23 protein-coding genes are annotated in these 22,482 nt (G+C 64.7%); 12 read left to right on the forward strand and 11 right to left on the reverse strand.

Going from position 1 to position 22,482, the window contains the following annotated elements; all coding sequences use genetic code 11:
• Positions 1–115: 115 nt before the first annotated feature.
• From rplU to proB, 4 genes are all read left to right on the forward strand, one after another.
• A complete protein-coding gene (gene rplU, locus P8T11_RS17850) occupies positions 116–427 on the forward strand; it encodes a 50S ribosomal protein L21 (RefSeq protein WP_006216228.1) in 312 nt (103 codons plus the stop codon).
• Between the two features lie 34 nt (positions 428–461).
• Entirely contained in the window at positions 462–722 is a 261-nt protein-coding gene (gene rpmA / locus P8T11_RS17855) for a 50S ribosomal protein L27 (RefSeq protein ID WP_050445798.1), read from the forward strand.
• A 188-nt stretch (positions 723–910) separates the two neighbouring features.
• Positions 911–2,047 carry a GTPase ObgE gene (obgE, locus tag P8T11_RS17860; protein ID WP_268080721.1) on the forward strand — a complete coding sequence of 379 codons (1,137 nt, stop codon included), beginning with the start codon at positions 911–913 and terminating at the stop codon, positions 2,045–2,047.
• Positions 2,048–2,102: 55 nt separating this feature from the next.
• Positions 2,103–3,239 carry a glutamate 5-kinase gene (proB, locus tag P8T11_RS17865; protein WP_268080720.1) on the forward strand — a complete coding sequence of 379 codons (1,137 nt, stop codon included), beginning with the start codon at positions 2,103–2,105 and terminating at the stop codon, positions 3,237–3,239.
• On the opposite strand, the gene P8T11_RS17870 is transcribed toward proB, so the two are convergent.
• Positions 3,236–3,973 carry a response regulator transcription factor gene (locus P8T11_RS17870; protein WP_268080719.1) on the reverse strand — a complete coding sequence of 246 codons (738 nt, stop codon included), beginning with the start codon at positions 3,971–3,973 and terminating at the stop codon, positions 3,236–3,238. The genes proB and P8T11_RS17870 overlap by 4 nt on opposite strands.
• Positions 3,974–4,014: 41 nt before the next feature.
• Here P8T11_RS17870 and P8T11_RS17875 point away from each other — a divergent pair, with 41 nt between their 5' ends.
• Positions 4,015–4,443: a helix-turn-helix domain-containing protein gene (locus tag P8T11_RS17875; protein WP_268080718.1), complete on the forward strand. Its 429-nt coding sequence runs from the start codon at positions 4,015–4,017 to the stop codon at positions 4,441–4,443.
• Between the two features lie 96 nt (positions 4,444–4,539).
• Here P8T11_RS17875 and P8T11_RS17880 read toward each other — a convergent pair whose 3' ends face one another.
• Entirely contained in the window at positions 4,540–5,109 is a 570-nt protein-coding gene (locus tag P8T11_RS17880) for a SecDF P1 head subdomain-containing protein (RefSeq protein WP_268080717.1), read from the reverse strand.
• 402 nt (positions 5,110–5,511) lie between these two features.
• On the opposite strand from P8T11_RS17880, the gene thiC reads away from it, so the two are divergent.
• Positions 5,512–7,425, forward strand: coding sequence for a phosphomethylpyrimidine synthase ThiC (thiC, locus tag P8T11_RS17885; protein ID WP_268080716.1), 1,914 nt, complete (start codon positions 5,512–5,514; stop codon positions 7,423–7,425).
• A 321-nt stretch (positions 7,426–7,746) separates the two neighbouring features.
• Here the strand turns inward: thiC and P8T11_RS17890 are convergent, their stop codons facing one another.
• The 7 genes from P8T11_RS17890 to gpmA form a co-directional block, all read right to left on the reverse strand.
• Positions 7,747–9,159, reverse strand: coding sequence for an FAD-binding oxidoreductase (locus P8T11_RS17890; protein WP_268080715.1), 1,413 nt, complete (start codon positions 9,157–9,159; stop codon positions 7,747–7,749).
• Positions 9,156–9,875 carry a FadR/GntR family transcriptional regulator gene (locus P8T11_RS17895; RefSeq protein WP_268080714.1) on the reverse strand — a complete coding sequence of 240 codons (720 nt, stop codon included), beginning with the start codon at positions 9,873–9,875 and terminating at the stop codon, positions 9,156–9,158. Before P8T11_RS17895 ends, P8T11_RS17890 begins: the two co-directional genes overlap by 4 nt.
• 116 nt (positions 9,876–9,991) lie before the next feature.
• Positions 9,992–11,194: a GGDEF domain-containing protein gene (locus P8T11_RS17900; protein WP_268080713.1), complete on the reverse strand. Its 1,203-nt coding sequence runs from the start codon at positions 11,192–11,194 to the stop codon at positions 9,992–9,994.
• 151 nt (positions 11,195–11,345) lie between these two features.
• Positions 11,346–12,101, reverse strand: a complete 756-nt coding sequence (locus P8T11_RS17905; protein ID WP_277549952.1) for a HesA/MoeB/ThiF family protein — start codon at positions 12,099–12,101, stop codon at positions 11,346–11,348.
• Positions 12,098–13,543, reverse strand: coding sequence for a S41 family peptidase (locus tag P8T11_RS17910; protein ID WP_268080712.1), 1,446 nt, complete (start codon positions 13,541–13,543; stop codon positions 12,098–12,100). The genes P8T11_RS17905 and P8T11_RS17910 overlap by 4 nt, the downstream gene beginning before the upstream one ends.
• 69 nt (positions 13,544–13,612) lie before the next feature.
• Entirely contained in the window at positions 13,613–15,211 is a 1,599-nt protein-coding gene (locus P8T11_RS17915; RefSeq protein WP_268080711.1) for a murein hydrolase activator EnvC family protein, read from the reverse strand.
• 7 nt (positions 15,212–15,218) lie between these two features.
• Positions 15,219–15,971 (reverse strand): 2,3-diphosphoglycerate-dependent phosphoglycerate mutase, encoded by a 753-nt coding sequence (gene gpmA / locus P8T11_RS17920; RefSeq protein WP_050445786.1) that lies wholly within the window; start codon positions 15,969–15,971, stop codon positions 15,219–15,221.
• A gap of 184 nt (positions 15,972–16,155) precedes the next feature.
• Here gpmA and P8T11_RS17925 point away from each other — a divergent pair, with 184 nt between their 5' ends.
• From P8T11_RS17925 to P8T11_RS17945, 5 genes are read left to right on the forward strand one after another with little or no spacing between them, the layout of a single operon-like run.
• Positions 16,156–16,578: a rhodanese-like domain-containing protein gene (locus P8T11_RS17925; RefSeq protein WP_268080710.1), complete on the forward strand. Its 423-nt coding sequence runs from the start codon at positions 16,156–16,158 to the stop codon at positions 16,576–16,578.
• Positions 16,579–16,638: 60 nt separating this feature from the next.
• Positions 16,639–16,896 carry a glutaredoxin 3 gene (grxC, locus tag P8T11_RS17930; protein WP_050445784.1) on the forward strand — a complete coding sequence of 86 codons (258 nt, stop codon included), beginning with the start codon at positions 16,639–16,641 and terminating at the stop codon, positions 16,894–16,896.
• Positions 16,897–16,933: 37 nt separating this feature from the next.
• A complete protein-coding gene (gene secB / locus P8T11_RS17935; protein ID WP_268080709.1) occupies positions 16,934–17,479 on the forward strand; it encodes a protein-export chaperone SecB in 546 nt (181 codons plus the stop codon).
• Between the two features lie 15 nt (positions 17,480–17,494).
• Entirely contained in the window at positions 17,495–18,607 is a 1,113-nt protein-coding gene (locus tag P8T11_RS17940; RefSeq protein ID WP_268080708.1) for an NAD(P)H-dependent glycerol-3-phosphate dehydrogenase, read from the forward strand.
• A 50-nt stretch (positions 18,608–18,657) separates the two neighbouring features.
• Positions 18,658–19,650, forward strand: coding sequence for a Bug family tripartite tricarboxylate transporter substrate binding protein (locus P8T11_RS17945; RefSeq protein ID WP_268080707.1), 993 nt, complete (start codon positions 18,658–18,660; stop codon positions 19,648–19,650).
• 147 nt (positions 19,651–19,797) lie between these two features.
• Here the strand turns inward: P8T11_RS17945 and P8T11_RS17950 are convergent, their stop codons facing one another.
• Positions 19,798–20,268 (reverse strand): tRNA (cytidine(34)-2'-O)-methyltransferase, encoded by a 471-nt coding sequence (locus tag P8T11_RS17950; protein ID WP_050445780.1) that lies wholly within the window; start codon positions 20,266–20,268, stop codon positions 19,798–19,800.
• Between the two features lie 357 nt (positions 20,269–20,625).
• Positions 20,626–21,063 (reverse strand): ComF family protein, encoded by a 438-nt coding sequence (locus P8T11_RS17955; protein WP_268080706.1) that lies wholly within the window; start codon positions 21,061–21,063, stop codon positions 20,626–20,628.
• Between the two features lie 477 nt (positions 21,064–21,540).
• Here P8T11_RS17955 and P8T11_RS17960 point away from each other — a divergent pair, with 477 nt between their 5' ends.
• Positions 21,541–22,476: a methyltransferase domain-containing protein gene (locus P8T11_RS17960; RefSeq protein ID WP_268080705.1), complete on the forward strand. Its 936-nt coding sequence runs from the start codon at positions 21,541–21,543 to the stop codon at positions 22,474–22,476.
• The last annotated feature ends 6 nt before the right edge of the window (positions 22,477–22,482 follow it).

Raw genomic sequence — 22,482 nt, forward strand, 5'->3', positions numbered from 1 at the left:
CCTTCTTGCCAGATTCTGGCGCCAAGACAGGAATTCAGCCTTTCCAAAGCGGCAATCCCACCCAGCAGGGCGGGCCCTCGCGAATGAACCCATTTACCTATTTAAGGAACACCCCATGTACGCGGTCGTAAAAACCGGTGGCAAGCAGTATCGCGTTGCCGCTGGCGAAAAACTCAAGATAGAACAGATACCGGCAGACATTGGGCAAGAAATCACCCTGGACCAAGTGCTGTCCGTGGGCGAAGGCGACCAACTCAAAGTTGGCACGCCCCTCGTCTCCGGCGCTGTGGTCAAGGCAACGGTTCTTGCGCAAGGCCGCCACGACAAGGTCAAGATCTTCAAGATGCGCCGTCGCAAGCACTATCAGAAGCGTCAGGGCCACCGTCAGAACTACACCGAAATCCGCATCGAAGCCATCACGGCTTAAGAAGCGACTCGGTACCACTTAGCAGGAGCTAAACATGGCACAGAAAAAGGGCGGCGGCTCTACGCGAAACGGACGCGACTCAGAATCAAAGCGTCTGGGCGTCAAGACTTTCGGCGGTGAACTGATTCCCGCTGGTTCGATCATCGTGCGTCAGCGCGGTACTCGCTTCCACGCTGGCGTGAACGTCGGCATGGGCAAGGACCACACCCTGTACGCGCTGATCGACGGCAAGGTTCAATTCGGCTTCAAGGGCGCGTTGAACAAGCAGACCGTTTCGATCGTCGCTGCCGAGTAATCGGACAAGCACGTCAGTAACGCGGTTCGCCGCGTTCTCGAACGGCAAAAGCCCTGTCGCATGCGGCAGGGCTTTTTTGTTTTAAGCTTTTTTGTTCTCAGGCAATTGGCGAGTAAAGTTTCCAATGCCACCTGGCAGCGTCCCATGGCGGGCGGCTGTCCTTATTACCCACTACACGCGCAAACACCATGAAATTCGTAGACGAAGCCACCATTGAAGTGGTCGCCGGCAAAGGCGGCAATGGCGTGGCGAGCTTTCGCCGCGAAAAGTTCATCCCCAAAGGGGGCCCGGACGGCGGCGACGGCGGACGCGGCGGCACTATCTATGCCGTGGCAGACCGCAACATCAACACGCTGATCGACTTCCGCTACGCGCGACTGCATCGCGCCAAGGGCGGCGAAAACGGCCGTGGCTCGGACCAGTACGGCGCAGCCGCCCCGGACATCACCTTGCGCGTGCCCGTGGGCACGGTCATCCATGACGCCGAAACCGGCGAAGTCCTGTTCGACATGGACACGCACGAGCAGAAGGTCGTGCTGGCCGCCGGCGGCCAGGGCGGCATGGGCAACATCCACTTCAAGTCCAGCTTGAACCGCGCGCCGCGCCAGTGGACGCCCGGCAAGGAAGGCGAACATCGCTACCTGCGCATGGAACTGAAAGTGCTGGCGGACGTGGGCCTGCTGGGCCTGCCCAACGCCGGCAAGTCGACGCTGATCACCCGCATCTCGAATGCCAAGCCGAAGATCGCCGACTACCCGTTCACCACCCTGCACCCGAACCTGGGCGTCGTGCGTACGTCGCCGTCGCGCAGCTTCGTCGTGGCCGACATTCCCGGCCTGATCGAAGGCGCGTCCGAAGGCGCCGGCCTGGGCCACCTGTTCCTGCGCCACCTGGCGCGCACCCGCGTGCTGCTGCACCTGGTGGACGTGTCCACGCCCGATCCCGACGCGGATCCGGTCGAGCAAGCCGTGATCGACGCGCGCGCCATTGTTGAAGAACTGCGCCGCTACGACCAGGAACTGGCCGACAAGCCGCGCTGGCTGGTCCTGAACAAGCTGGACATGGTGCCCGATCCCGAAGACACCAAACGCCGCTTCCTGGAACTGTATGACTGGAAGGGCCCTGTATTCGCCATTTCCGGCCTGACGGGCGAAGGCACGCAAGACCTGCTGTACGCGCTGCAAGACTACCTGGACGCCGAGCGCGAAAAGGAACACCTGTCGCGCGACCAGGCGGACGGCACCTACGTGGCGCCGGACCCCCGCTTTGACGACACGCGATCCGACGCCGACAAGCCGGCCGCGCCGCGCGGCGGTGACGAATAAGCCATAATCGCAGTCCTTTCGATTACGTCTTTTTTCGCCGCAGCCGGCGCCTACCATGTCTGCTGAAACACCCGCCGTTTCCGTCGTCACCCACGCCCAGCGCCTGGTCGCCAAAGTCGGCTCGTCGCTGGTCACCAACGAAGGCCGAGGCCTGGACCGCGCCGCCGTGGCGCACTGGGCCTCGCAGATCGCCGCCCTGCACAAGCAGGGCAAGCAGATCGTGCTGGTTTCCAGCGGCGCCATTGCCGAAGGCATGGCGCGGCTGGGCTGGCGCAAACGCCCTTCCGTCATGCACGAGCTGCAAGCCGCGGCCGCCGTGGGCCAGATGGGGCTGTGCCAGGCCTACGAAGCAGCGTTCGCCGAATACGGCCTGCGCACCGCGCAGATTCTGCTGACCCACGAAGACCTGGCCGATCGCCACCGCTACCTGAACGCCCGCAGCACGCTGTTTGCGCTGCTGCGCCTGGGTGTGGTGCCGATCGTGAACGAGAACGACACGGTCGTCACCGACGAAATCCGCCTGGGCGACAACGACACGCTGGGCGCGCTCGTCACCAACCTGATCGAAGCCGACACGCTAATCATCCTGACCGACCAGCGCGGCCTGTACGATTCCGACCCTCGCAAGAATCCCGGCGCCACCTTCATGTCGCATGCGCAAGCGGGCGACCCTGCGCTGGAAGCCATGGCGGGCGGCGCGGGCAGCGGCATCGGCACGGGCGGCATGCTGACCAAGGTGCTGGCGGCCAAGCGCGCGGCGCACAGCGGCGCGCACACCATCATCGCCTCGGGCCACGAGCGCAACGTGCTGACCCGGCTGGCGCAAGGCGAATGCATCGGAAGCGAACTGCGCGCCGTGCTGCCCGTGTGGTCCGCCCGCAAGCAATGGCTGGCCGACCACCTGCGGCTGCGTGGGCGCGTGGTGCTGGACGATGGCGCGGTGCAAGCGCTGATGCGCGAAGGCAAGAGCCTCCTGCCCATCGGCGTGACCGAAGTGGAAGGCGAGTTCGGCCGTGGCGACGTGGTGGCCTGCATGGATAGCCAGGGCCGCGAATGCGCCCGCGGCCTGATCAACTATTCGTCGGCGGATACCCGGCGCATCCTGCGCCAACCCTCGTCGCAAATCGCCCGCATCCTGGGCAGCATGACCGAACCCGAGCTCATGCACCGGGACAACCTGGTGGTGCTCTAGTCGCGCGTTTCCTGGGGCGGGCTGTGCTGCAGCAGGATGTAGCCCCATCCGCGCACGGCCAGCACCGGCAGCTCAATATCAAAGCGGCGCGCCTTGGTGCGCAGCCGCGATACCAGCACATCCACGCTGCGAGCCCCTTCCCTTGGATTGCAGGGAAAGAAGCGGTCGCGCCGCAGGCATTGCCCGGGTGCTCTCAACAAACGGATAAAAAAGTCCCGTTCGGTCAGCGTCAATGGCAGCCGTTCGCCAGCGGGCCCTGACAGCACCCGTTTGTCCAGGCGCCAAGCCGGCCCATCGGTAGATGGCGGCAACAGTCGGCGCCGCACATTGCGCAGCAACGCATCCCATTCCTCGGGTTCCATGCGGGCTGAACTATAGAAGTGCACACCGGCCTCCAATGCCTCGACGCGCTCACGTGCCGATGCCGCCGCCGACTGCCACACCACCGCCGCATCCGGCGCCGCGCGGCGCAACGCCGCAATCAGCTTCGGGACCTCGGCGCCCTGCCCACGCAATACCATTGCGTCGACATGATCCGTGCGCAGCCGTTCAAGAAGTTCGTCGCCTGACTCAAACGCGCTGACTTGCCATTGAAAATCCTGCAATGCAGCGACAAAATGATTGCTCGTCATTTCATCAAGTTGCACGACGAACACGTTGCCTCGTTCATGCATGTGCGCTCGCCTCCTAAAACTATCACTCAGGTAATGCTTATAACCACCAAAGTAAATCATGAGCAAGCTTCAATCGACGCGTGAAGACATTTTCAGACCGATTGAAGCAAGCCCGTCTTCTGCGTGGTCACACGCAGAAGACGCTCGCTCGTCTTGCGCGAATCTCGCAAAGTGCAATCGCCAGTTACGAAAGCGGGCTGCGGCACTCCAGCCGCTCCGTCCGTAAGCTTGCGCAGATTCTGAAGATTGAGCTGGAATGGCTGGAGACCGGCAAGGGTCCCATGGAAATGCCCATGGAAGGCTACGACCTGTCCGACACCTTGCTGCCCGTGGGCGTGGCCGAAACCATGCCCCGTGTGGCGCGAAGGCCGCGCCCACAGGCGCCCTGGCCCTTTCCCAACATTGCCCCGTCGCAGTTCGACGGCCTGACTCCCGACGATCGCGCGATGCTTGAAGCGTTGACGCAGACCTTCATTGAAACGGCGCAGGCGCGCCGCACCGTCAAACCGCGCGGGCGCAAGATAGGCTGACCGCTACGCGCAACGCTAGTCGCCCAACCCATTACTGGCAGGCAAAAAAATATCCGCACCCTAGGGTGCGGATATTTTTTCTTATGCGCTGAAAGATCAGGGCTTGGGTGCGGGTGCCGTGCCGCCGGTGGCCGGAGCCGATGCCGGAGCCGGCGGGGCATCACCGCGGATCTTGGCGGCAATGTTGGAAGCCGCTTGCGCCGATGCCACACCGAAGGCCAGCACGCCACGGTTGAGCGGTTCGGCGATGCTCGGGGCAGCAACGAGTTCCTGGTCAATCACCAAGGCCAAGCGGTTGCCGACGTTCTTCGTGCTGATTTCGGTCAGCTTGCGGGCGCCAGCTTCCGAGAAGCGCAGGCCCACGAAATTCTGGCCTTGGCGGTCGACCAATGCAGCGGCGTCGGTGAGATCGGCACGCGTCAGCACGGGCACTTCCTGCAAATAGAGCTTGCCGTCGGGCAGAGCGATTTCACGCAGGCCCGGGCCAGGTTGTTGGTGAGCCAGATAGAAATCCACCGACGAAGCGGCGGCGGGTTGGGTCGTTTGTTGGCCGGCGTCGGGCGTGGTTGCCGCGCCAGGCGCTTTGGTCGGAGCGGTTTTGCAACCCGCCAGCGCCAACGTCACGACAACCAGGGCGGGCGCCAATTTGCGTAGGGTCAGTTGCATGCTCGATTCCTTCTTCTAAGTTAGCTATGCCCAGCGAAGATAAGGCCCGCCGGGCGTTTGGTTGGAAAAAGTGTACAGAACCTGAATGACGGTGTCGCCGCAGACTGAATCCAAATGTAAACCAGTAATACCAGCTCTCTGCGACGAGCGTTGCACGAATGATCTCATGCACGCCAGGCATGAGTTGGACCGCGTGGCGACGTGCACCGGCTTGGCACGCTCTATACTTCGCTTTCGTGCAGGGGTACTCGTTTCACCTTTTGGGGTGGAACGTGTTGAGAGAGTCCCTTCGTACCAGTACGGATAATGCCGATGCTGGGAGCCGTATTTCCGCCTTGCGTCGCTGCACGCCTGGAGGAAGTCCATTCCCGATCGGCTCCAACCACTCGCTTGGAGCTTTCCATGAACGCCAATCCCAAATTCCTGGCCGCTACCGCCGAAGTCGACGCGGCGGCCGTCGCACCGCTGCCCAAATCGCGCCGCGTGTATGAGACGGGCTCGCGCCCCGACATCCGCGTCCCGTTTCGCGAAATTGAGCAGGACGACACGCCGACGATGTTCGGCGGGGAAAAGAACCCGCCGTTGACCGTCTATGACTGCAGCGGCCCCTACACCGATCCCGACGTCAAGATCGATATCCGCCGAGGCCTGCCCGCGCTGCGCCGCGCCTGGATTGAAGAACGCGGCGATACCGAGGTGTTGGCCGGCCCCACCAGTGAATACGGCAAAGAACGCCTGACCGACCCCAAGCTGACGGCGATGCGCTTTGACCTGCAACGCCCGCCGCGCCGCGCCACAGCGGGCGCCAACGTGTCGCAAATGCACTATGCGCGCCGCGGCATCATCACGCCTGAAATGGAATATGTGGCCATCCGCGAAAGCCTGCGCCGCGAGCACTACCTGCAAACGCTGCGCGACAGCGGCCCGGATGGCGAAAAAATGGTCAAACGCCTGCTGCGACAGCATCCGGGCCAGTCGTTCGGCGCGGCCATTCCCGCGGCGATCACGCCGGAATTCGTGCGTGATGAAGTCGCGCGCGGTCGCGCCATCATCCCGGCCAACATCAACCACCCCGAGGTCGAGCCCATGGCAATCGGGCGCAACTTCCTGGTGAAGATCAACGCCAACATCGGCAACTCGGCCGTGAGTTCGGGCATAGGCGAAGAAGTGGAAAAGATGACCTGGGCGATCCGCTGGGGTGGCGACACGGTGATGGATCTGTCCACCGGCAAGCACATCCACGAAACGCGCGAGTGGATCATCCGCAATTCACCCGTGCCGATTGGCACGGTGCCCATATACCAGGCACTGGAAAAAGTGGATGGCAAGGCCGAGGACCTGACGTGGGAAATTTTCCGCGACACGTTGATCGAACAGGCCGAGCAAGGCGTGGACTATTTCACGATCCATGCGGGGGTTCGACTGCCGTTCATTCCGATGACGGCCGACCGCATGACTGGCATCGTGTCGCGCGGCGGTTCGATCATGGCCAAATGGTGTTTGGCGCATCACAAGGAAAGCTTCCTGTACGAGCGCTTCGAAGACATCTGCGACATCATGAAGGCCTATGACGTGAGTTTCTCGCTGGGCGACGGGCTGCGTCCGGGCTCGGGCTACGACGCCAACGATGAAGCGCAGTTCGCGGAATTGAAGACGCTGGGCGAGCTGACGCAGGTGGCGTGGAAGCACGATGTGCAGGTCATGATTGAAGGCCCGGGTCACGTGCCGATGCAGATGATCAAGGAAAACATGGAGCTGCAGCTTGAACACTGCCACGAGGCACCGTTCTACACGCTAGGGCCGCTGACCACCGACATCGCGCCCGGCTATGACCACATCACGTCCGGCATCGGCGCGGCGCTGATCGGCTGGTACGGCACTGCAATGCTCTGCTACGTGACGCCCAAAGAACACCTGGGCTTGCCGAACAAGAAGGACGTGAAGGACGGCATCATCACGTACAAGATCGCGGCGCATGCGGCGGATTTGGCCAAGGGTCACCCGGGCGCGGCGATTCGCGACAACGCCTTGTCAAAGGCGCGGTTCGAGTTCCGCTGGGACGATCAGTTCAACCTGGGCCTGGACCCGGACACCGCGAAGGAATTCCACGACGAGACGCTGCCGAAGGATTCAATGAAGGTCGCGCATTTTTGTTCGATGTGCGGCCCGCATTTCTGCAGCATGAAAATCACGCAGGACGTGCGCGATTACGCGGCGGCGCAAGGCGTCAGCGAGAAAGACGCCTTGCAGAAGGGCATGCAGGAAAAGTCGGTGGAGTTCGTGAAGAAGGGCGCCGAGGTTTATCACCGGCAATGATGGGTTGCGCGCGAGGCGCATCGTCATTCTTGCGCGCACATTGCCGCGCTACACCCATCCTACGTAGGATGGGTGTAGCGCGCCAGATTGATGCCACGAACACCGCCGCCCACCGCGCGAAACCCATCAAGCAGCGCACAAAAATTCATCACCCGTAGGATGGGTGTAGCGCGCCAGATTGACGGCAAGAACACCGCCGCCCACCGCGCGAAACCCATCAAGCAACGCGCAAAGATTCATGACCCGCCGGATGGGTGCAGCACGCCAGATTGATGCCACGAACACCGCCGCCCACCGCGCGAAACCCATCACAGCAGCCAACTACAGCAACTTCCCCGGATTCATGATTCCCGCCGGGTCCATCACCTTCTTGATCTCTCGCATCAACCTCAGCTCCACCGAGTCCTTGCTATGCAGAAAATGGTCGCGCTTGAGCTGCCCGATGCCGTGCTCAGCGGAAATACTCCCGCCATAGCGGTTCACCTCGTCCAGCACGGCATCGGTGATCGCCGCCCCATTCACCGCCACCCAATCGCGCGCCGCGCCTGCCGGGCGAGACAGGTTGTAGTGCAGATTGCCGTCGCCAAAATGCCCGAAGATGAACGGACGGATATCAGGGAATATCGCCCGCACCCGCGCTTCGGCGGACACCATGAATTCCGGGATCCGTTCAATCGGCAGCGACACGTCGTGCTTCAAATGCGGACCATCAGCGCGTTGCGCCTCGGAGATTTCCTCACGCAGTTTCCACAAGGTCTGCAACTGCGCCATCGAAGCCGACACCGCTGCGTCCAGGCACAGGCCGCGTTCCAGCGCCGTGCCAATCACGTTTTCCAACAGCGTAGTAAGACCCGCCTCGTCCGCCGTATCGGCAAGCTCCACCAGCACATACGCGGGATAGCGCTGGTCGAACGGCTCTTGCACGCCTTCGGCATGCGTCAGCACCAAGTCCAGACAATCACCCGAGAAGTACTCAAACGCCTGCAGGCGCGCGCCGCATTGTTCGAACAGGATCTCAAACAACTGCAAGGCCTGCGCGGGCGATTCAACCGCCGTCAGCACCACCGAACGTACATCCGTGCGCGGGAACAGGCGCAGGGCTACCGCCGTGATCACGCCCAAGGTGCCCTCGGAGCCGATCAGCAACTGCTTCAGGTCGTAGCCCGTGTTGTCTTTGCGCAGCGTGCGCAAGCCATTGAAGATTTCGCCGGTGGGCAGCACGGCTTCCAGACCCAGCACCAGCTCGCGCGCCATGCCGTAACGCACCACGTTCACGCCGCCGGCATTGGTGGCGACGTTGCCGCCGATCTGGCTGGAGTCTTCCGCTGCCAGGCTCAGCGGCAAGAGACGCCCCGCGTCTTGCGCGGCGCGGCGCAAATTCCCCAGGATGGCGCCCGCCTCGGCCACCATGGTGTTGGCCACCGTATCAATCGAGCGCACGGCATTCATGCGGTCCAGGCTCAATACCACGTTCCGCGCGCCGGCGTCGGGCGTTGCGCCGCCGCACAGCCCGGTATTGCCGCCACGCGGCACCACCGGCACGCCCTCGTGCTGGCACAACGCCAGGCAGGCGGCGACGTCCGCCGTGGTGCGCGGACGCACGACCGCCTGCGCGTGGCCGTTGTAAAGGCCGCGCCAGTCGGACAACCAGGGTGCGATGTCCGCCTCGGCGGTGTAGACGGTGTCAGGGCCCAGGGCTTGGACCAGGCGTTGCGTGAAGTCGGATGCGGTCATGATGTTGGCGTGCCTGCGGGAAAAAGGAGATCAAGTTGCAGGCGGTTGGCCGCCTGCTGCAAATGGCGCACCGCCGCCTGGCGGGCGCGGTCGGGATTGCGGGCGCGGATGGCTTCAAACACCGCCACATGTTCCTGGTGCACGGCTGCGCTCAGGCCGTCATGCAGGCGGCTGTTCGCGCGGGCAGTGCTGACGGCCAGGCGCAGTTGCCGGTTCAGGTACTGCAGCAGGTCCTGATAGCTGCGGTTGTGCGTGGCGGCGGCAATCGCGACGTGAAACGAGACGTCGTGCTCGACGCCTTGCTCGGGATGTTCAAGATGGGTTTCCAGCAACGCCAAGGCCTGCGCCATGGCATTCAGGTCGGCGGCATTGCGCCGCAAGGCAGCCAGCGCCGCCGCGCCCCCTTCCAGTTCCATCCGCAATTCATAGAGGTTGGCCAACAGTTCGCGGTTGAGCGCGACCCCGCTCGACACCTGGAAGCCTTGGCCGCCGGTGCGTGACACGACGGTGCTGCCCGAGCCCTGACGGCTTTGGATCAGCCCTTGGGCACGCAGGCGCTCGGTCACCTCGCGGATCACAGCGGCGCTCACGCCATATTGCTCGGCCAGCACGCGGCCAGGCGGAAGCTTGGCGCCCACGGCGTGTACGCCGTCGGCAATATCCGCAGCGATCCGATGCGCGACTTGTTCGGTCAGGGTCAGGCTTTTAGTCAACATGGGGCGAATTATAGATAACTTTTCAGGTTATCTGATAAGTTTGCGCAAAAAAATCCGGTCGATCTGTGGTCCACGCAAGGTCGCAGCACGCGTGGCACTCTCAAGCCGTGGCGTTCTCAGGCGGTCGCTGGCTCGCTGCTGCTGCTGCCCGCCACCGGCTCTTGCTGCCCGTCCACCTCACCATTGTCGACTTCGCAGCAGCGCCCTCCTCTCGCCTTGGCGCGGTACAGCGCGGCGTCGGCGGAATCCAGTGCCGCCTGGGGGCTGCGGTGGGTAGCCGAAATAATCGAAATACCGATCGACAGCCCGACAATCACCCGCGTGCCATCCGCCAGGGCGATGGGCTGCAAGGCATCCAGCAGCAGATGCTCCCCCAGGCGTCGAGCGGCCGTGGCGTCGATACCTGTCACCAGCACGATGAATTCATCGCCGCCAATCCGCGCCGCCACGTCGTCCACCCGCAACATGGCGCGCATGCGCTGGGCAATCGTCACCAATACCTGGTCGCCGGCGGCATGGCCGTAGGTGTCATTGATGCGCTTGAAATCGTCCATGTCCATGTAAAGCAGCGCGGCGTTGCTGTCCTGCCCGCGCGCGCTGGCGCATACGCGCTCAAGCGCCACCTGCAAGCCGGTGCGGTTGGCCAGCCCGGTCAGCGCGTCTTCGTTGGCGCGGCGCTTGCTGGCCCGCTCGGCCACCATGGTCGACACCAGAATGCGGTTCAGCCGGTGTGAGGCGATGGTCATGCTGACCAGGTAGAACGGGATCTGGATGAAGACGATGGCGGTGACGTATTCGCCCGTGAACAAGGCGCCCAGGCACATGGGCCCCATGCTCAGGAAGATCATCACGCCCACCAGGCGCGGCGCGCCATAGTTGCGAAAGCAGATGCCGCCGGCCATGGCCCCGCAGGAAACGCCCGCCAGGGTTGCCGCCAGCCAGTCACCGTTCAGGAAGGTGATGAAGACGCCATACCCCACGCTGAAGGCCCAGCCCAGGGCCAGCACGATATACAGGTCAGTGTGGGTGTTGCCGCCTTTGGGAGCGGCGCGCAAGGCCGCGCGCAGGACCGTGACGCGGATAATGGCCAGCACCACCTCCAACAGCAGCCAAGACAGGTACAGGGGTTCGGGGCGCCGCCAGGCGACGACGCCGGAAATCATGAGTGTGTTGATGACGCCGCCCGCAAAAATGGGCAGCGTGCCGAATAGGCTGGCAATCAGCGCCGCCCGAATGTCCGCGGGGGTGTCCGGCCCCGAATGGGTCAGCCAACGCGTCAGGCGCCACTTGGGCAAGCTGAACTTCAGTCCTGTATCCACGCGGTCACGTCCATTTCGCCACCTTTGATTTCAGTAGGCTGGCTGGCGTTATAGCAGGTATTGATGGCCTTTAATATTGTCCGCAAGGGCAATACGGCGCCTGTGCAGGTGGCGACGCCGAGGCGGACAGGCTGCCGAAGGGAGCAGCGAGCTAGTGCCCGCGATGCCCGCAGACCTCGCATTCGGGATCGCGCTGCACGTTGACGCTGCGCCATTGCATGGTGCGAACATCCAGCCACAGCAACCGGCCCGACAGGCTTTCACCCACGCCGGACAGCAGTTTCAGGGCCTCGGCGGCCTGCATGCTGCCGATGATGCCGACCACGGGGGCAAACACGCCCATCGTGGCGCAGTTGGCTTCTTCGACATCGTCCGCTTCGGGAAACAGGCAGTGGTAACAGGGCGCGCGGTCGTCGCGCAGGTCGTACACGCTGACCTGCCCGTCAAAGCGGATCGCCGCGCCCGACACCAAGGGCTTGCGGTGCTGCACGCAGGCGCGATTGATGGCATGGCGGGTGGTGAAGTTGTCGGTGCAGTCCAGCACCAGATCCGCCGCCGCGACGGCATCGGACAGGGCTTGCCCTTGCAGACGCTCAACCCGGGCATGGACCTGCGCCTGCGGGTTGAACGCGGCCAGCATGTCGCGCCCGGACTCGGCCTTGTGGCGGCCGATGCTGGCGGTGGTGTGGAGAATCTGGCGTTGCAAGTTGCTGAGCTCGACGACGTCGTCGTCGGCCAGGGTGATGTCGCCCACGCCGGCGGTGGCCAGGTACAAGGCGGCGGGGGAACCCAGCCCCCCGGCACCCACGATGAGCACACGCGCCGCCAGCAGTTTTTCCTGCCCTTCTATGCCCAGCTCATCCAGCAGGATGTGGCGGGCGTAGCGCAGCAATTGCTGGTCGTTCATTTGGCCTTGCTGGGCTCGACTCCGGTCGGCGTGATCGTCATGCGCACCGGGGCGCCGCCGCCCGCCTTGGCGTCGGCCTTGGCTTGCGCGCGGGCCGAACCCTTCTGCACCGGCTTGCCGGCCAGCACGTTCAGGGCTTGCTGCAGTTGGAAGTCGTCCTTGCCGCCGAACTCGAACACCTTGGTGGGCAGGTCGACGTTGTCTTGCGACGAGTTGGACTTCACCTCGTTGGTGGTCTCGGGGTTGGACAGGTGGCGCTGCAGGTCGGCTTCGCGCGGCAGGCGGAACAGGTCGCCATCGGCCGTATCGGCAACGACGTAGTCCGGCTCAATGCCCGTGGCCTGGATGGAGCGGCCGCTGGGCGTGAAGTAGCGCGAGGTGGTCAGCTTGACGGCGGTGGATTCGGACAGCGGCAGGATGACCTGCACCGAGCCCTTGCCAAACGTGCGGTTGCCCAGCACCTTGGCGCGCTTGTGGTCTTGCAGCGCGCCGGCCACGATTTCGGATGCCGAGGCCGAACCCACGTTCACCAGCACCACCATCGGCACCGTCTTGGTCCAGGCCGGCAGGCCCGACAGGTAGTTGCTTTCGCCACGGGCATATTCCGACGGCGTGGCCAGGTATTTGTGGCGGGCGTCGGGCGTGCGGCCGTCGGTGGACACCACCAGGGTGTCCGGCGGCAGGAACGCGCCCGACACGCCGATGGCGCTGGTCAGAAGGCCGCCCGGGTCATTGCGCAGGTCAAGCACCAGACCCTTGGGGGCTGCCTTGGCGCCCAGGTCCTTCAGTTGCTTGGCCAGATCGGCACCGGTCTTTTCCTGGAACTGCGCAACACGAACGTAGCCGACGCCGTTGTCCAGCATCTTGCTGCGCACGCTGCGCACCTTGATGACATCACGCACGATCTTCAGCACGATGGGCTGGGGACGATCGGCACGCATGATGGTCAGGGTGATGGGCGACTTGGGCGCGCCACGCATGAGCTTGACCGCGTCGTTCAGGGTCATGCCCTTGGTGGGCGTGTCGTCGATCTTGATGATGAGGTCACCGGCCATGACGCCGGCGCGCGCGGCGGGCGTGTCTTCGATGGGCGAGATCACCTTCACGAAGCCGTCTTCCGCGCCAACCTCAATGCCCAGGCCGCCGAATTCGCCTTGGGTCGCCGTCTGCATTTCGCGGAAGGCATCGGCATCCAGATAGGCCGAGTGCGGGTCAAGGTTCGAGACCATGCCCGAGATCGCATTGTCGATCAGGGTTTTGTCGTCGACCGCTTCGACGTAGTTGTTCTTGATGGCGGCGAAAACGTTGCTCAGTTGCCTGAGCTCGTCCAAAGGCAATGGACTGCCGCGCTGGGCAACGGCTGTTACCCCTACGCTAAGCAATACGCCAGCCACCGCACCGATGGCAATCAGACCGAAACCGCGAAACTTGCGAGTGCCCATGCACACTTCCCGAATTTTGTTTTCGCCGATGGCGGTTTGGTAATTTACCAACGACTTGTACCTACCAACCTATTGGGCCAGCCACTGGGCCGGGTCCACAGGAGCGCCACGATGGCGAATTTCAAAGTATAGGCCGGATTCCACTTGGCCGCCGGTTGCACCTACGGTAGCAATAGTATCGCCACCTGACACCGAATCCCCCACCCGTTTGAGCAAGCTTTGGTTGTAAGCATAGACAGTCAGGTACTGCTGACCATGATCCACAATGATGAGATTGCCAAAACCACGCAGCCAAGCGGCGTAGACCACGGTGCCCGGGGCCACCACCTTGACGGGCGTGCCTTCGGGCGCGCGCAGCACCACGCCCCGCCAGACGCCGCCATCCGGGCGGTCAACCCCGAAACGGCCCTGCACCTGGCCCCGCACCGGCATGGCCAAGCCATGTTTCAAGCCGCTGCCACTGCCCAACGGCGCGGCGCGGGCGCTTTGTTGCGCCGATGCACTGCGGGTTGGAGTGGTTTCAGCCTCTGCGGGTTCCGTCTTTTTTGCGGGTTCGGGCGATTTGGCCGAGGTTTGCGGCGTTGATACGGCCGGATCGATCAGGCGAGTCTGCTTTTGTTCAGCCGGGCGTAATCCGGCGGCGTCTGGGTCGGCCACGGCGATCGGGCCACGGCTTTGGCGCGAGGCCGCCTGGACTTGTTCGCGGGCTTGGGCCGCGTCGCGGGCATCGCGGCTATCGCGCTCGCGGCGGGTGGCGGCTTCGGCGGCCAGCTTGCGGTCGGCCTCGGCTTTTTTGCGGGCGTCTTCGGCACGGCGTTCGGCCTCGACGCGCTTCTTGGATTCTTCGGCCGCACGGCGCGCTTCTTCCACGCGGCGGGCCTCTTCGGCCTTCTTGCGCGCCTCTTCGGCCTTGCGGGCTTCTTCGATCTGCTTGGCGATGGCCGCATCCAGATCGGTGATCAGGCGCGACAGGCGCTGATCGTCGCGCCCCAGCTTGTTGGCTTCGGCACGCTGGGCGGCGATCTGCCCTTCCAGCCGGGCCAGGAGCGTGGCGCGCTCTTTCTGCTGGCCGACCAGCGCGGCCTTCTGCTCGGACGTCTCAGCCACGACTTTTTCGATTTCATCGCGCCGGGCATCAGCGCGCGCCTGCAAGGCCGCCAGGCGATCGATGTCGGCCCGAAGCGCCTTGACGGCATTGGCCCGGGCTTGCGACACGTAGTCCAGGTAGCCCAGGTTGCGGCCCAGCACTTGGGGATCGTCGCCGGACAGCAGCGCCGTCCACGGCGACAGGCCGCTGGTGTACTGGGTGCGAAGCTGGTCGGCCAGTTCCACACGGCGCTTGGCCAGCACGGCTTCCTGCTCGCCGATCTGCTTTTCCAGCCCGGTCAGTTCGGTCTGCGCCTGACGGCCGGCATCGGCCAGTTCGCGCAGGCGCAGGTTGATCTTGGAAATGGCCGATTCCGACTGCTTGAGCGCGTCGGCGGCTTCCTTGCGGGCGGTTTCCCGTCCGTCGATTTCCTTTTGCAGATTCTCGATGCGGTCGCGCAAGGCCGCCTGCTGACGCTCGGCGTCGGACTGGCGGCCTGCAAGGTCGTTGGGCGCGGCGCGAGCCGACAGCACCCCACCGGTCAACATGACCGCCAACAACAACCCTGCCGTGCGACGCATAGAGATATCAGTCCTTCTTAGCCTTGCCTTGGGCGGCAACCGCAGCCATGGCCGCCTCGATCTCGGCGGCATCGCCCAGATAATAGTGGCGGATCGGGCGCAGGTCATCATCCAATTCGTAGACCAGCGGCTGGCCGGTCGGGATGTTCAGGTTGACGATGTCGTCGTCCGAGACGTTGTCCAGGTGCTTGATCAGCGCGCGCAGGCTGTTGCCGTGGGCGGCGATCAGCACCTTGCGACCGGCGCGGATGGCCGGGGCGATCGAATCATTCCAGAACGGCAGTACGCGGTCCACGGTGTCTTTCAGGCACTCGGTGGCGGGCAACTGGTCGGCCGGGATCTTGGCGTAGCGGCTGTCGAAACGCGGGTGGCGTTCGTCATCCAGCGACAGCGGTTCCGGGGCGATGGCGTAGGCACGGCGCCAGATCAGCACTTGCTCGTCGCCATACTTGGCGGCGGTTTCGGCCTTGTTCAAGCCTTGCAGCGCGCCGTAGTGGCGTTCGTTCAGGCGCCAGTTCACGCCCACCGGGGTGTACATGGCGTCCATGGCGTCCAGCGCGATCCACAGCGTGCGGATGGCGCGCTTGAGCACCGACGAGTAGGCCAGGTCGAAGGTGTAGCCTTCTTTCTTCAGCAGCTCACCGGCTTTGCGGGCCTGTTCACGGCCGGTTTCGGTCAGGTCGACGTCGGTCCAGCCAGTGAAGCGGTTTTCCAGATTCCACTGGCTTTCGCCGTGGCGCATGAGAACAAGTTTATGCATGGTTTGGCACGCTTTCCGCGCGGGTTAAAGTTAAAGGATGGTTAAAGAATGCGCTCATTTTATAATTGAGTGATTTTGCCCTTGATTTTGCCCCGGCGCACTCGTCCAATTCCCTGGCGCGGCGCCCGCGGGTTGGCCGAGGGTTCGCCCATATCCGGCTAGCTGCCGCCCTTCAGGATGACCCGTGGATCTTTTGCAATTCTTGCTCGATAAAAATAACGTCTTCATCGTCGCCGTCACCGTGATTTCCGGCGTGATGCTGGCCATTCCCGCCCTGCGCAAGGGCCGCAAGGGCTCTGCCGTCAGCACCGGCGAGGCCATCCAGATGGTGAACCAGCGCAACGCCGTGTGGATCGACGTACGCCCCGCCGAACAATTCCAGGCCGGCCACATTGCCCAGGCACGAAATGTGCCGGCGGCCGATATCGAACAGAAGGCCGCGTCGCTGCCGAAGAACAAGCCGCTGGTCGTGGTTTGCGACAATGGCCGCGACTCGGCCCGCGCCGTCGCCAAGCTGCGTGCGCAAGGTTTCGCCGACGCGGTGCCGCTGGAAGGCGGCATGCGCGCCTGGTCGGCGGCCAGCCTGCCGGTCACGCAAAAGGGCTGACCTGGGGACGCCCCCCGGGGCTGCCCCCTCTTTTCAATCTTGAATTCGCAAGGAGCGCCTATGAATAAAGTCGTCATGTACAGCAAGGACTACTGTCCCTATTGCTCACGCGCGAAGGCCCTGCTTGAGCAGCGTGGCGTGACCGACCTGGAAATCATCCAGATCGACCGCGACCCGTCACAACGCGATGTCATGATCGAACGTACCGGCCGACGCACCGTGCCGCAAATCTTCATCGGCGATACCCATGTCGGCGGTTGCGACGACCTGATGGCCCTGGACCGCTCGGGTGGCCTTGCCCCCATGCTCAACGGCTAATCGCCTCTACTTTTGCCCCCCACCAACGGAAACACTCATGGCTGATCAAGACCAAAACACCCAGCAAGAAGGCAGCAACGACGCGCCCTCGTTCAATCTGCAACGCGTCTACCTGAAAGACCTTTCGCTGGAAATGCCGAACGCGCCTCACGTCTTCCTGGAGCAAGAAGCGCCCCAGGTTGAAGTGAGCATCACCGTGGGTGGTCAGCGCCTGGCCGACACCGTGTTCGAAACCACGGTCACCGTCACCGTCACCACCCGCATCAACGACAAGGTCGTGTACCTGGTCGAAGGCACGCAAGCCGGCATCTTCGAAGCGGCCAACATCCCCGAAGAGCAGCTTGATCCGCTGCTGGGCATTGTTTGCCCGACGATGCTGTACCCGTACCTGCGCGCCAACGTGGCCGATGCGATCACCCGCACCTCGATGCCGCCGCTGCACCTGACCGAAGTCAACTTCCAAGCCCTGTACGAACAGCGCCTGGCCGAGTTGCAACAGCAGCAAGGCGCCGCCAACGGCAACGGCAATACCAACGGCAGCGATTCGGGCATCATCCTGCCCGCCGGCGCCACCCGTCAGTAAGCACGCCGCGCCCCGATGAACCATCCCGCTCAGCCGCGCTTGCGCGTTGCCGTCCTGGGTGCGGGAAGTTGGGGCACCGCGTTGGCGGCGGCCTCCAGCCGCCGCCACCCCACCCTGCTCTGGGCGCGCGACGCCGCGCAGGCCGCCAGCATGGCCGCCTCGCACGAGAACGCGCGCTACCTGCCGGGCATTTCCCTGCCCGCGTCCCTGAATTTTTCGTCCGATCTGGACGCCACGCTACGCAGCCTGCAGGACGAGGCCGACGATGAGAACGCGCGCCGTCTGATCGTGCTGGGCGTGCCCGTGGCCGGGCTGGCCGCCATCTGCGGCGAACTGGCCCGCCGGCTGCCCGTCTTGGGCCTGCAAGACACTCCCATCGTCTGGACATGCAAGGGCTTTGAGGCCGACACGGCCAGGCTGCCCCACGAGATCGTGCAAGAGGCCCTGCCCGGCGCGGTCGGCGGCGCCTTGTCCGGCCCGTCCTTCGCCCGCGAAGTGGCCCAGGGCCTGCCCGTGGCGCTGACCGTGGCCAGCACCGACATCGGCCTGCGGGACGCCACCACCTCTGCCTTTCACGGGGCGGCGCTGCGCGTCTACGCCAGTTCCGACCTGGTTGGCGTCGAGGTTGGCGGCGCCTTGAAAAACGTCATCGCGGTCGCCTGCGGCATCGGTGACGGGCTGGCGCTGGGCACCAATGCCCGCGCAGCGCTGATCACACGCGGCCTGGCTGAAATGACCCGCTTCGGCGTAGCGCTGGGCGCGCGCGGCGAGACCTTCGCCGGGCTGACCGGCCTGGGCGACCTGGTGCTGACCGCCACGGGCGAGCTCTCGCGCAACCGTCGCGTGGGCCTGGAAATCGGCGCCGGCCGCAAGCTGGCTGACATCCTGGCCAGCGGCATCACCGCCGAAGGCGTGCGCTGTGCCCGCGCGGCGCGCGACCGCGCCCGTGCCATCAATGTCGAACTACCCATTACCGAAGCCGTCTGCGCCGTGCTGTTCGACGGCGTTGCGCCCATGACCGCGGTGTCCGCGCTGCTGGCGCGCGACCCGCGCGATGAAAGTGCCGACCTCAGTGCCAACGCCAGCGCCAACGGCGCGCTGGACGATACGCTGGGCGGCCATCTTTGACCCCTCTCTAACAACAACACACACGCCCCCATCCCGAGGAGACATCCGTCATGACGCAAACCCGCAAATTCCGGGTCGGCCCGCTGCTGCGCGGCCTCTGTCTGAGCCTGGCCGCCGTGCTGCCGGCCGCCGCCCATGCCGACTGGCCCGACCGCCCCATCCATATGGTCGTGCCGTTTCCCCCCGGCTCGTCGCCGGATCTATTGGCGCGCACGATCTCCGAGCCGCTGTCGCAGGCGCTGGGCCAGCCCATCGTTATCGACAACAAGCCCGGCGCGGGCGGCAACATCGGCACCCGCGTTGTGTCGCAAGCCAAGCCGGACGGCTACACGCTGCTATACACGATCAACGGCCCGCTGGTGACCGCGCCCACGCTGTACAAGAAAACGCTGGGCTACGACCCGCTGAAGGATCTGGCGCCGGTGACGCTGGTGGGCACCAGCCCGAACGTGCTGGTCGTGCCCGGCAGCCTGAAGGTCGATAACGTCCAGGACTTCGTCAAGCTGGTCAAGGAACGCGGCAATTCGTTGAACTACGGGTCGGTGGGACCGGGCAGCTCGGCGCATCTGGCGATGGAAATGTTCAAGGAAAGCGCGGGCGTGGACCTGGCGCATATTCCGTATTCCGGTTTTCCGCAGGTGATTACGGCGATCATCGGCGGCGACGTGCAGGCGGGTTTCATGGTGCCGGCGATTGCGGTGCCGCAGGCGCGCGACGGCAAGGTGAAGCTGTTGGCGGTGACCAGCCTGCAACCCAGCGAGGCGTTGCCAGGTGTGCCGACGATGGCGTCCCAGGGGTATCCCGACTTTGAGGCGATTTCCTGGAACGCGGTGCTGGTGCCGGCGGGGACGCCGACGCCGATCATCGAGCGGCTGAATAGCGAGTTGGCGCGCGTCATCAATAGCGAGGCGGTGCGCAAGCAGTTGGCGTTGCAGTATTTCACGCCGGCGGCGTCGACGCCTGAGGCGTTGGTGGAGCGGATCAAGAATGAGAAGGCGCGGTGGGATCAGGTAATTGAGCGGTTGAAACTGTCGCTGGATTGATGCGCTTGCGTGTTTAAGAGGGGCGGGGGCGATGGTTTTTATTCGCCCCTGCTTTGTGGAGAGAGCGGTTTGGTTTCGCCGCTGTTTGATGGGTTAGCGCGTTGGGCGGTGGGGTTCTTGAGCCGGCCGTGGCGCGCTACACCCATCCTACGATCCGCCTTCGAAGCCTTGTTGGCGCCAGGCTTCGAAGACGGTGACGGCGACGGCGTTGGACAGGTTCAGGCTGCGTTGGCCGGCGCGCATCGGCAAGCGCAGGCGTTGCTGGGGCGGGAACATCGCTTGATGTTCGTCGGATAGGCCGGCCGTTTCGCGGCCAAAGACGAAGACGTCGCCTGGTTTGAAGGCGACGTCGGCCACGCTGCGCTGCGCATGCGTGGTCAGCGCGTAGATGCTGGAGGCGTCGGCCCCCGTATCGTCCAGCGCTTCCTGCAGGGTGTCATGCACCCGCACGGGCTGCCACTCGTGATAATCCAGCCCGGCGCGCCGCATGCGGGCGTCATCCAATTCGAATCCCAACGGGCGCACCAGATGCAATTGGGCGCCCGTGTTGGCGCACAGCCGGATGGCGTTGCCGGTGTTGGGGGGGATCTCGGGGCAAACGAGGATGACGTGGAACATGGCGAATAAGGAAGCAGGACGGAAGACAAGGACGGCTTGCGGCGCCAGGGGTGGCCGCGTGGCGGGATTGTCGCCGATTTGTGGCGACGCCGCGCTGACGGTCCAGCGTTCTGCCCGCTTTGAGGGCGAGCCATGCAGGCAGCTCGAAGCTCCGCACGCTTATGGGCGAACCGTGCTGGCAGCTCGAAGCGCCGCCCGCTTTTGGGCGAACCGTGCTGGCGGCTAGAAGCTCCGCCCGCTTTTGTGGGCGAACCGTGCTGGCGGCTAGAAGCTCCGCCCGCTTTTGTGGGCGAACCGTGCCGGGGCAGCCACCTGACGGCTCTATGCTCCGCCTGCTCGGTGACGAGGCTGACGCCATCACGGCGTGCGGGCAACCACCAGCACCGTTACCCCGGCTGCGCCCGCCGCCAACAGCGCGACTGCGGCGGCTTGCACGGTGCTGCCGGTCGTCATGACGTCGTCCACTACCGCCACGTGGCGGCCGCGTACCACTGTCGAGGCTTTGAACAGGCCGGCGGCGACCTGGCGCCGCGCGTGGCGGCCCAACGCCGTCTGCCTGGGCGTTTCCCGGCGCCGCCGCAGCGCTTGCCGGACCAGCGGCAGGTTCAGTTCGGCCGCCAGGCTGCGGGCGATTTCAGCCGCCGGATTCATGCCGCGAGCACGCAGCGACGCGCGACTGGCGGGCACGGGCGCCAGCAAGACGCCGTCGGGCAGACTTGGTTCGTGCCGGATGGCATCGGCCAGCAAGCGGGCCAGCACCGGCGCCATGCTCAGGCGCAGTTGCGTCTTCAGCATCCGGATCAGCGCGTCGGCGGGCGGCGCATAGTCAAAGGCCGCGATCGTCCGCGCATAGGCCCTTGGTGCGCCCAGACAGGCGGGGCAAATTGGGGCTGGCAGGGGGGCCGGTGCGAGCACCAGTGCCGGGGCTGCGGCTGGGCTTGGGCTTGGGCTTGGGCTTGGGGCCGAGGCCGCGTCCTCGATCAACGCCGAAGCCACCGCCGAAGCAATACCCGGCAACCGAAGCGCGCAGCGCGGGCATCTCGGGCGGCCGCCTGGCGGCGCGGCGGTGATGTCGTCCGCGCAGCCGCCGCACAGGCGCGCACCGGCCACCCGCGCCCCGCACAGCGGGCAATCGCAGCCCACGCAGGACCAAAGCCGCCGCCCCATGGCCTGTAGGGACAATCGAATTCGCCGGCCGGGATGCGCAATAATGGATGCCATTCCTCATGAAACCATGTTCCGCCCCGCGGCCAAGACGCGGGTGCGACCGAAATGTCCCTGCCAGAATCCGCACCGTTACCCACTCTTCCCATCGTCAGCGCCGACGTACCCCGGCAGTTCGCCCGCCGTGGCGACTTGTCGGACGCCCAGTTCCTTTATGGCGAGGTGGCGCGCCGCATGCTGGGCCGCCTGCAATACATCCGTGTGCAGCCGCAAGCCATGCTGGACGCGGGCTGCGGCGCGGGAGACAACCTGCCCCTGCTGCGCGAGCGTTATCCCGACGCGGGCTACATCGGCCTGGACAATTGCGAGCCACTGCTGGAACTGGCCAAAAAGCGTCATGCGCCCGCGGGCTTGGGCGCCTGGATCGGCAAGCTGGCCCGCCGCGGGTCCGCCGCGCCCAGCTTCGTCAACGCCGACCTGGCGGAAACGGGGCTGGCCCCGGAATCGCTGGAGTTGGTGTGGTCCAACCTGGCGATGCATTGGCACCGCGCTCCGCATGCGGTGTTGGCGGAATGGCGCCGCATCCTGAAGGTGGGCGGGCTGGCGATGTTTTCCTGTCTGGGGCCCGCCACCCTGCGCGAATTGCGGCAAGCCCTGACCGATGCGGGTCTGGCCACCGCCACGCCATCCTTCGTGGACATGCATGACTTTGGCGACCTGCTGGTGGAAAACGGCTTCGCTGACCCCGTCATGGACCAGGAAATCCTGACGCTGACCTACCGCAGCCCGGAAAAGCTGCTGGCCGACGTGCGTGCACTGGGCGGCAACCCCGCCGAAGGCCGGCGCGGCGGGCTGGTCGGGCGAGACTGGCGCAACCGGCTGTGCGCCGCGCTGGAAGCACAGCGCCGCCCCGACGGCCTGATCGCATTAAGCATTGAAGTGGCCTACGGCCATGCCTGGCGCGCCGCGGCGCATCGCACCGTGGCGGGCGAGACCCGGCTGTCCGTCAGCGCCATCGGCGGCCGACAGGCCAAGCCCCTCTGAGGCTCC

The organism is Achromobacter spanius (assembly GCF_029637605.1).
Classification (GTDB): domain Bacteria; phylum Pseudomonadota; class Gammaproteobacteria; order Burkholderiales; family Burkholderiaceae_B; genus Achromobacter; species Achromobacter spanius_E.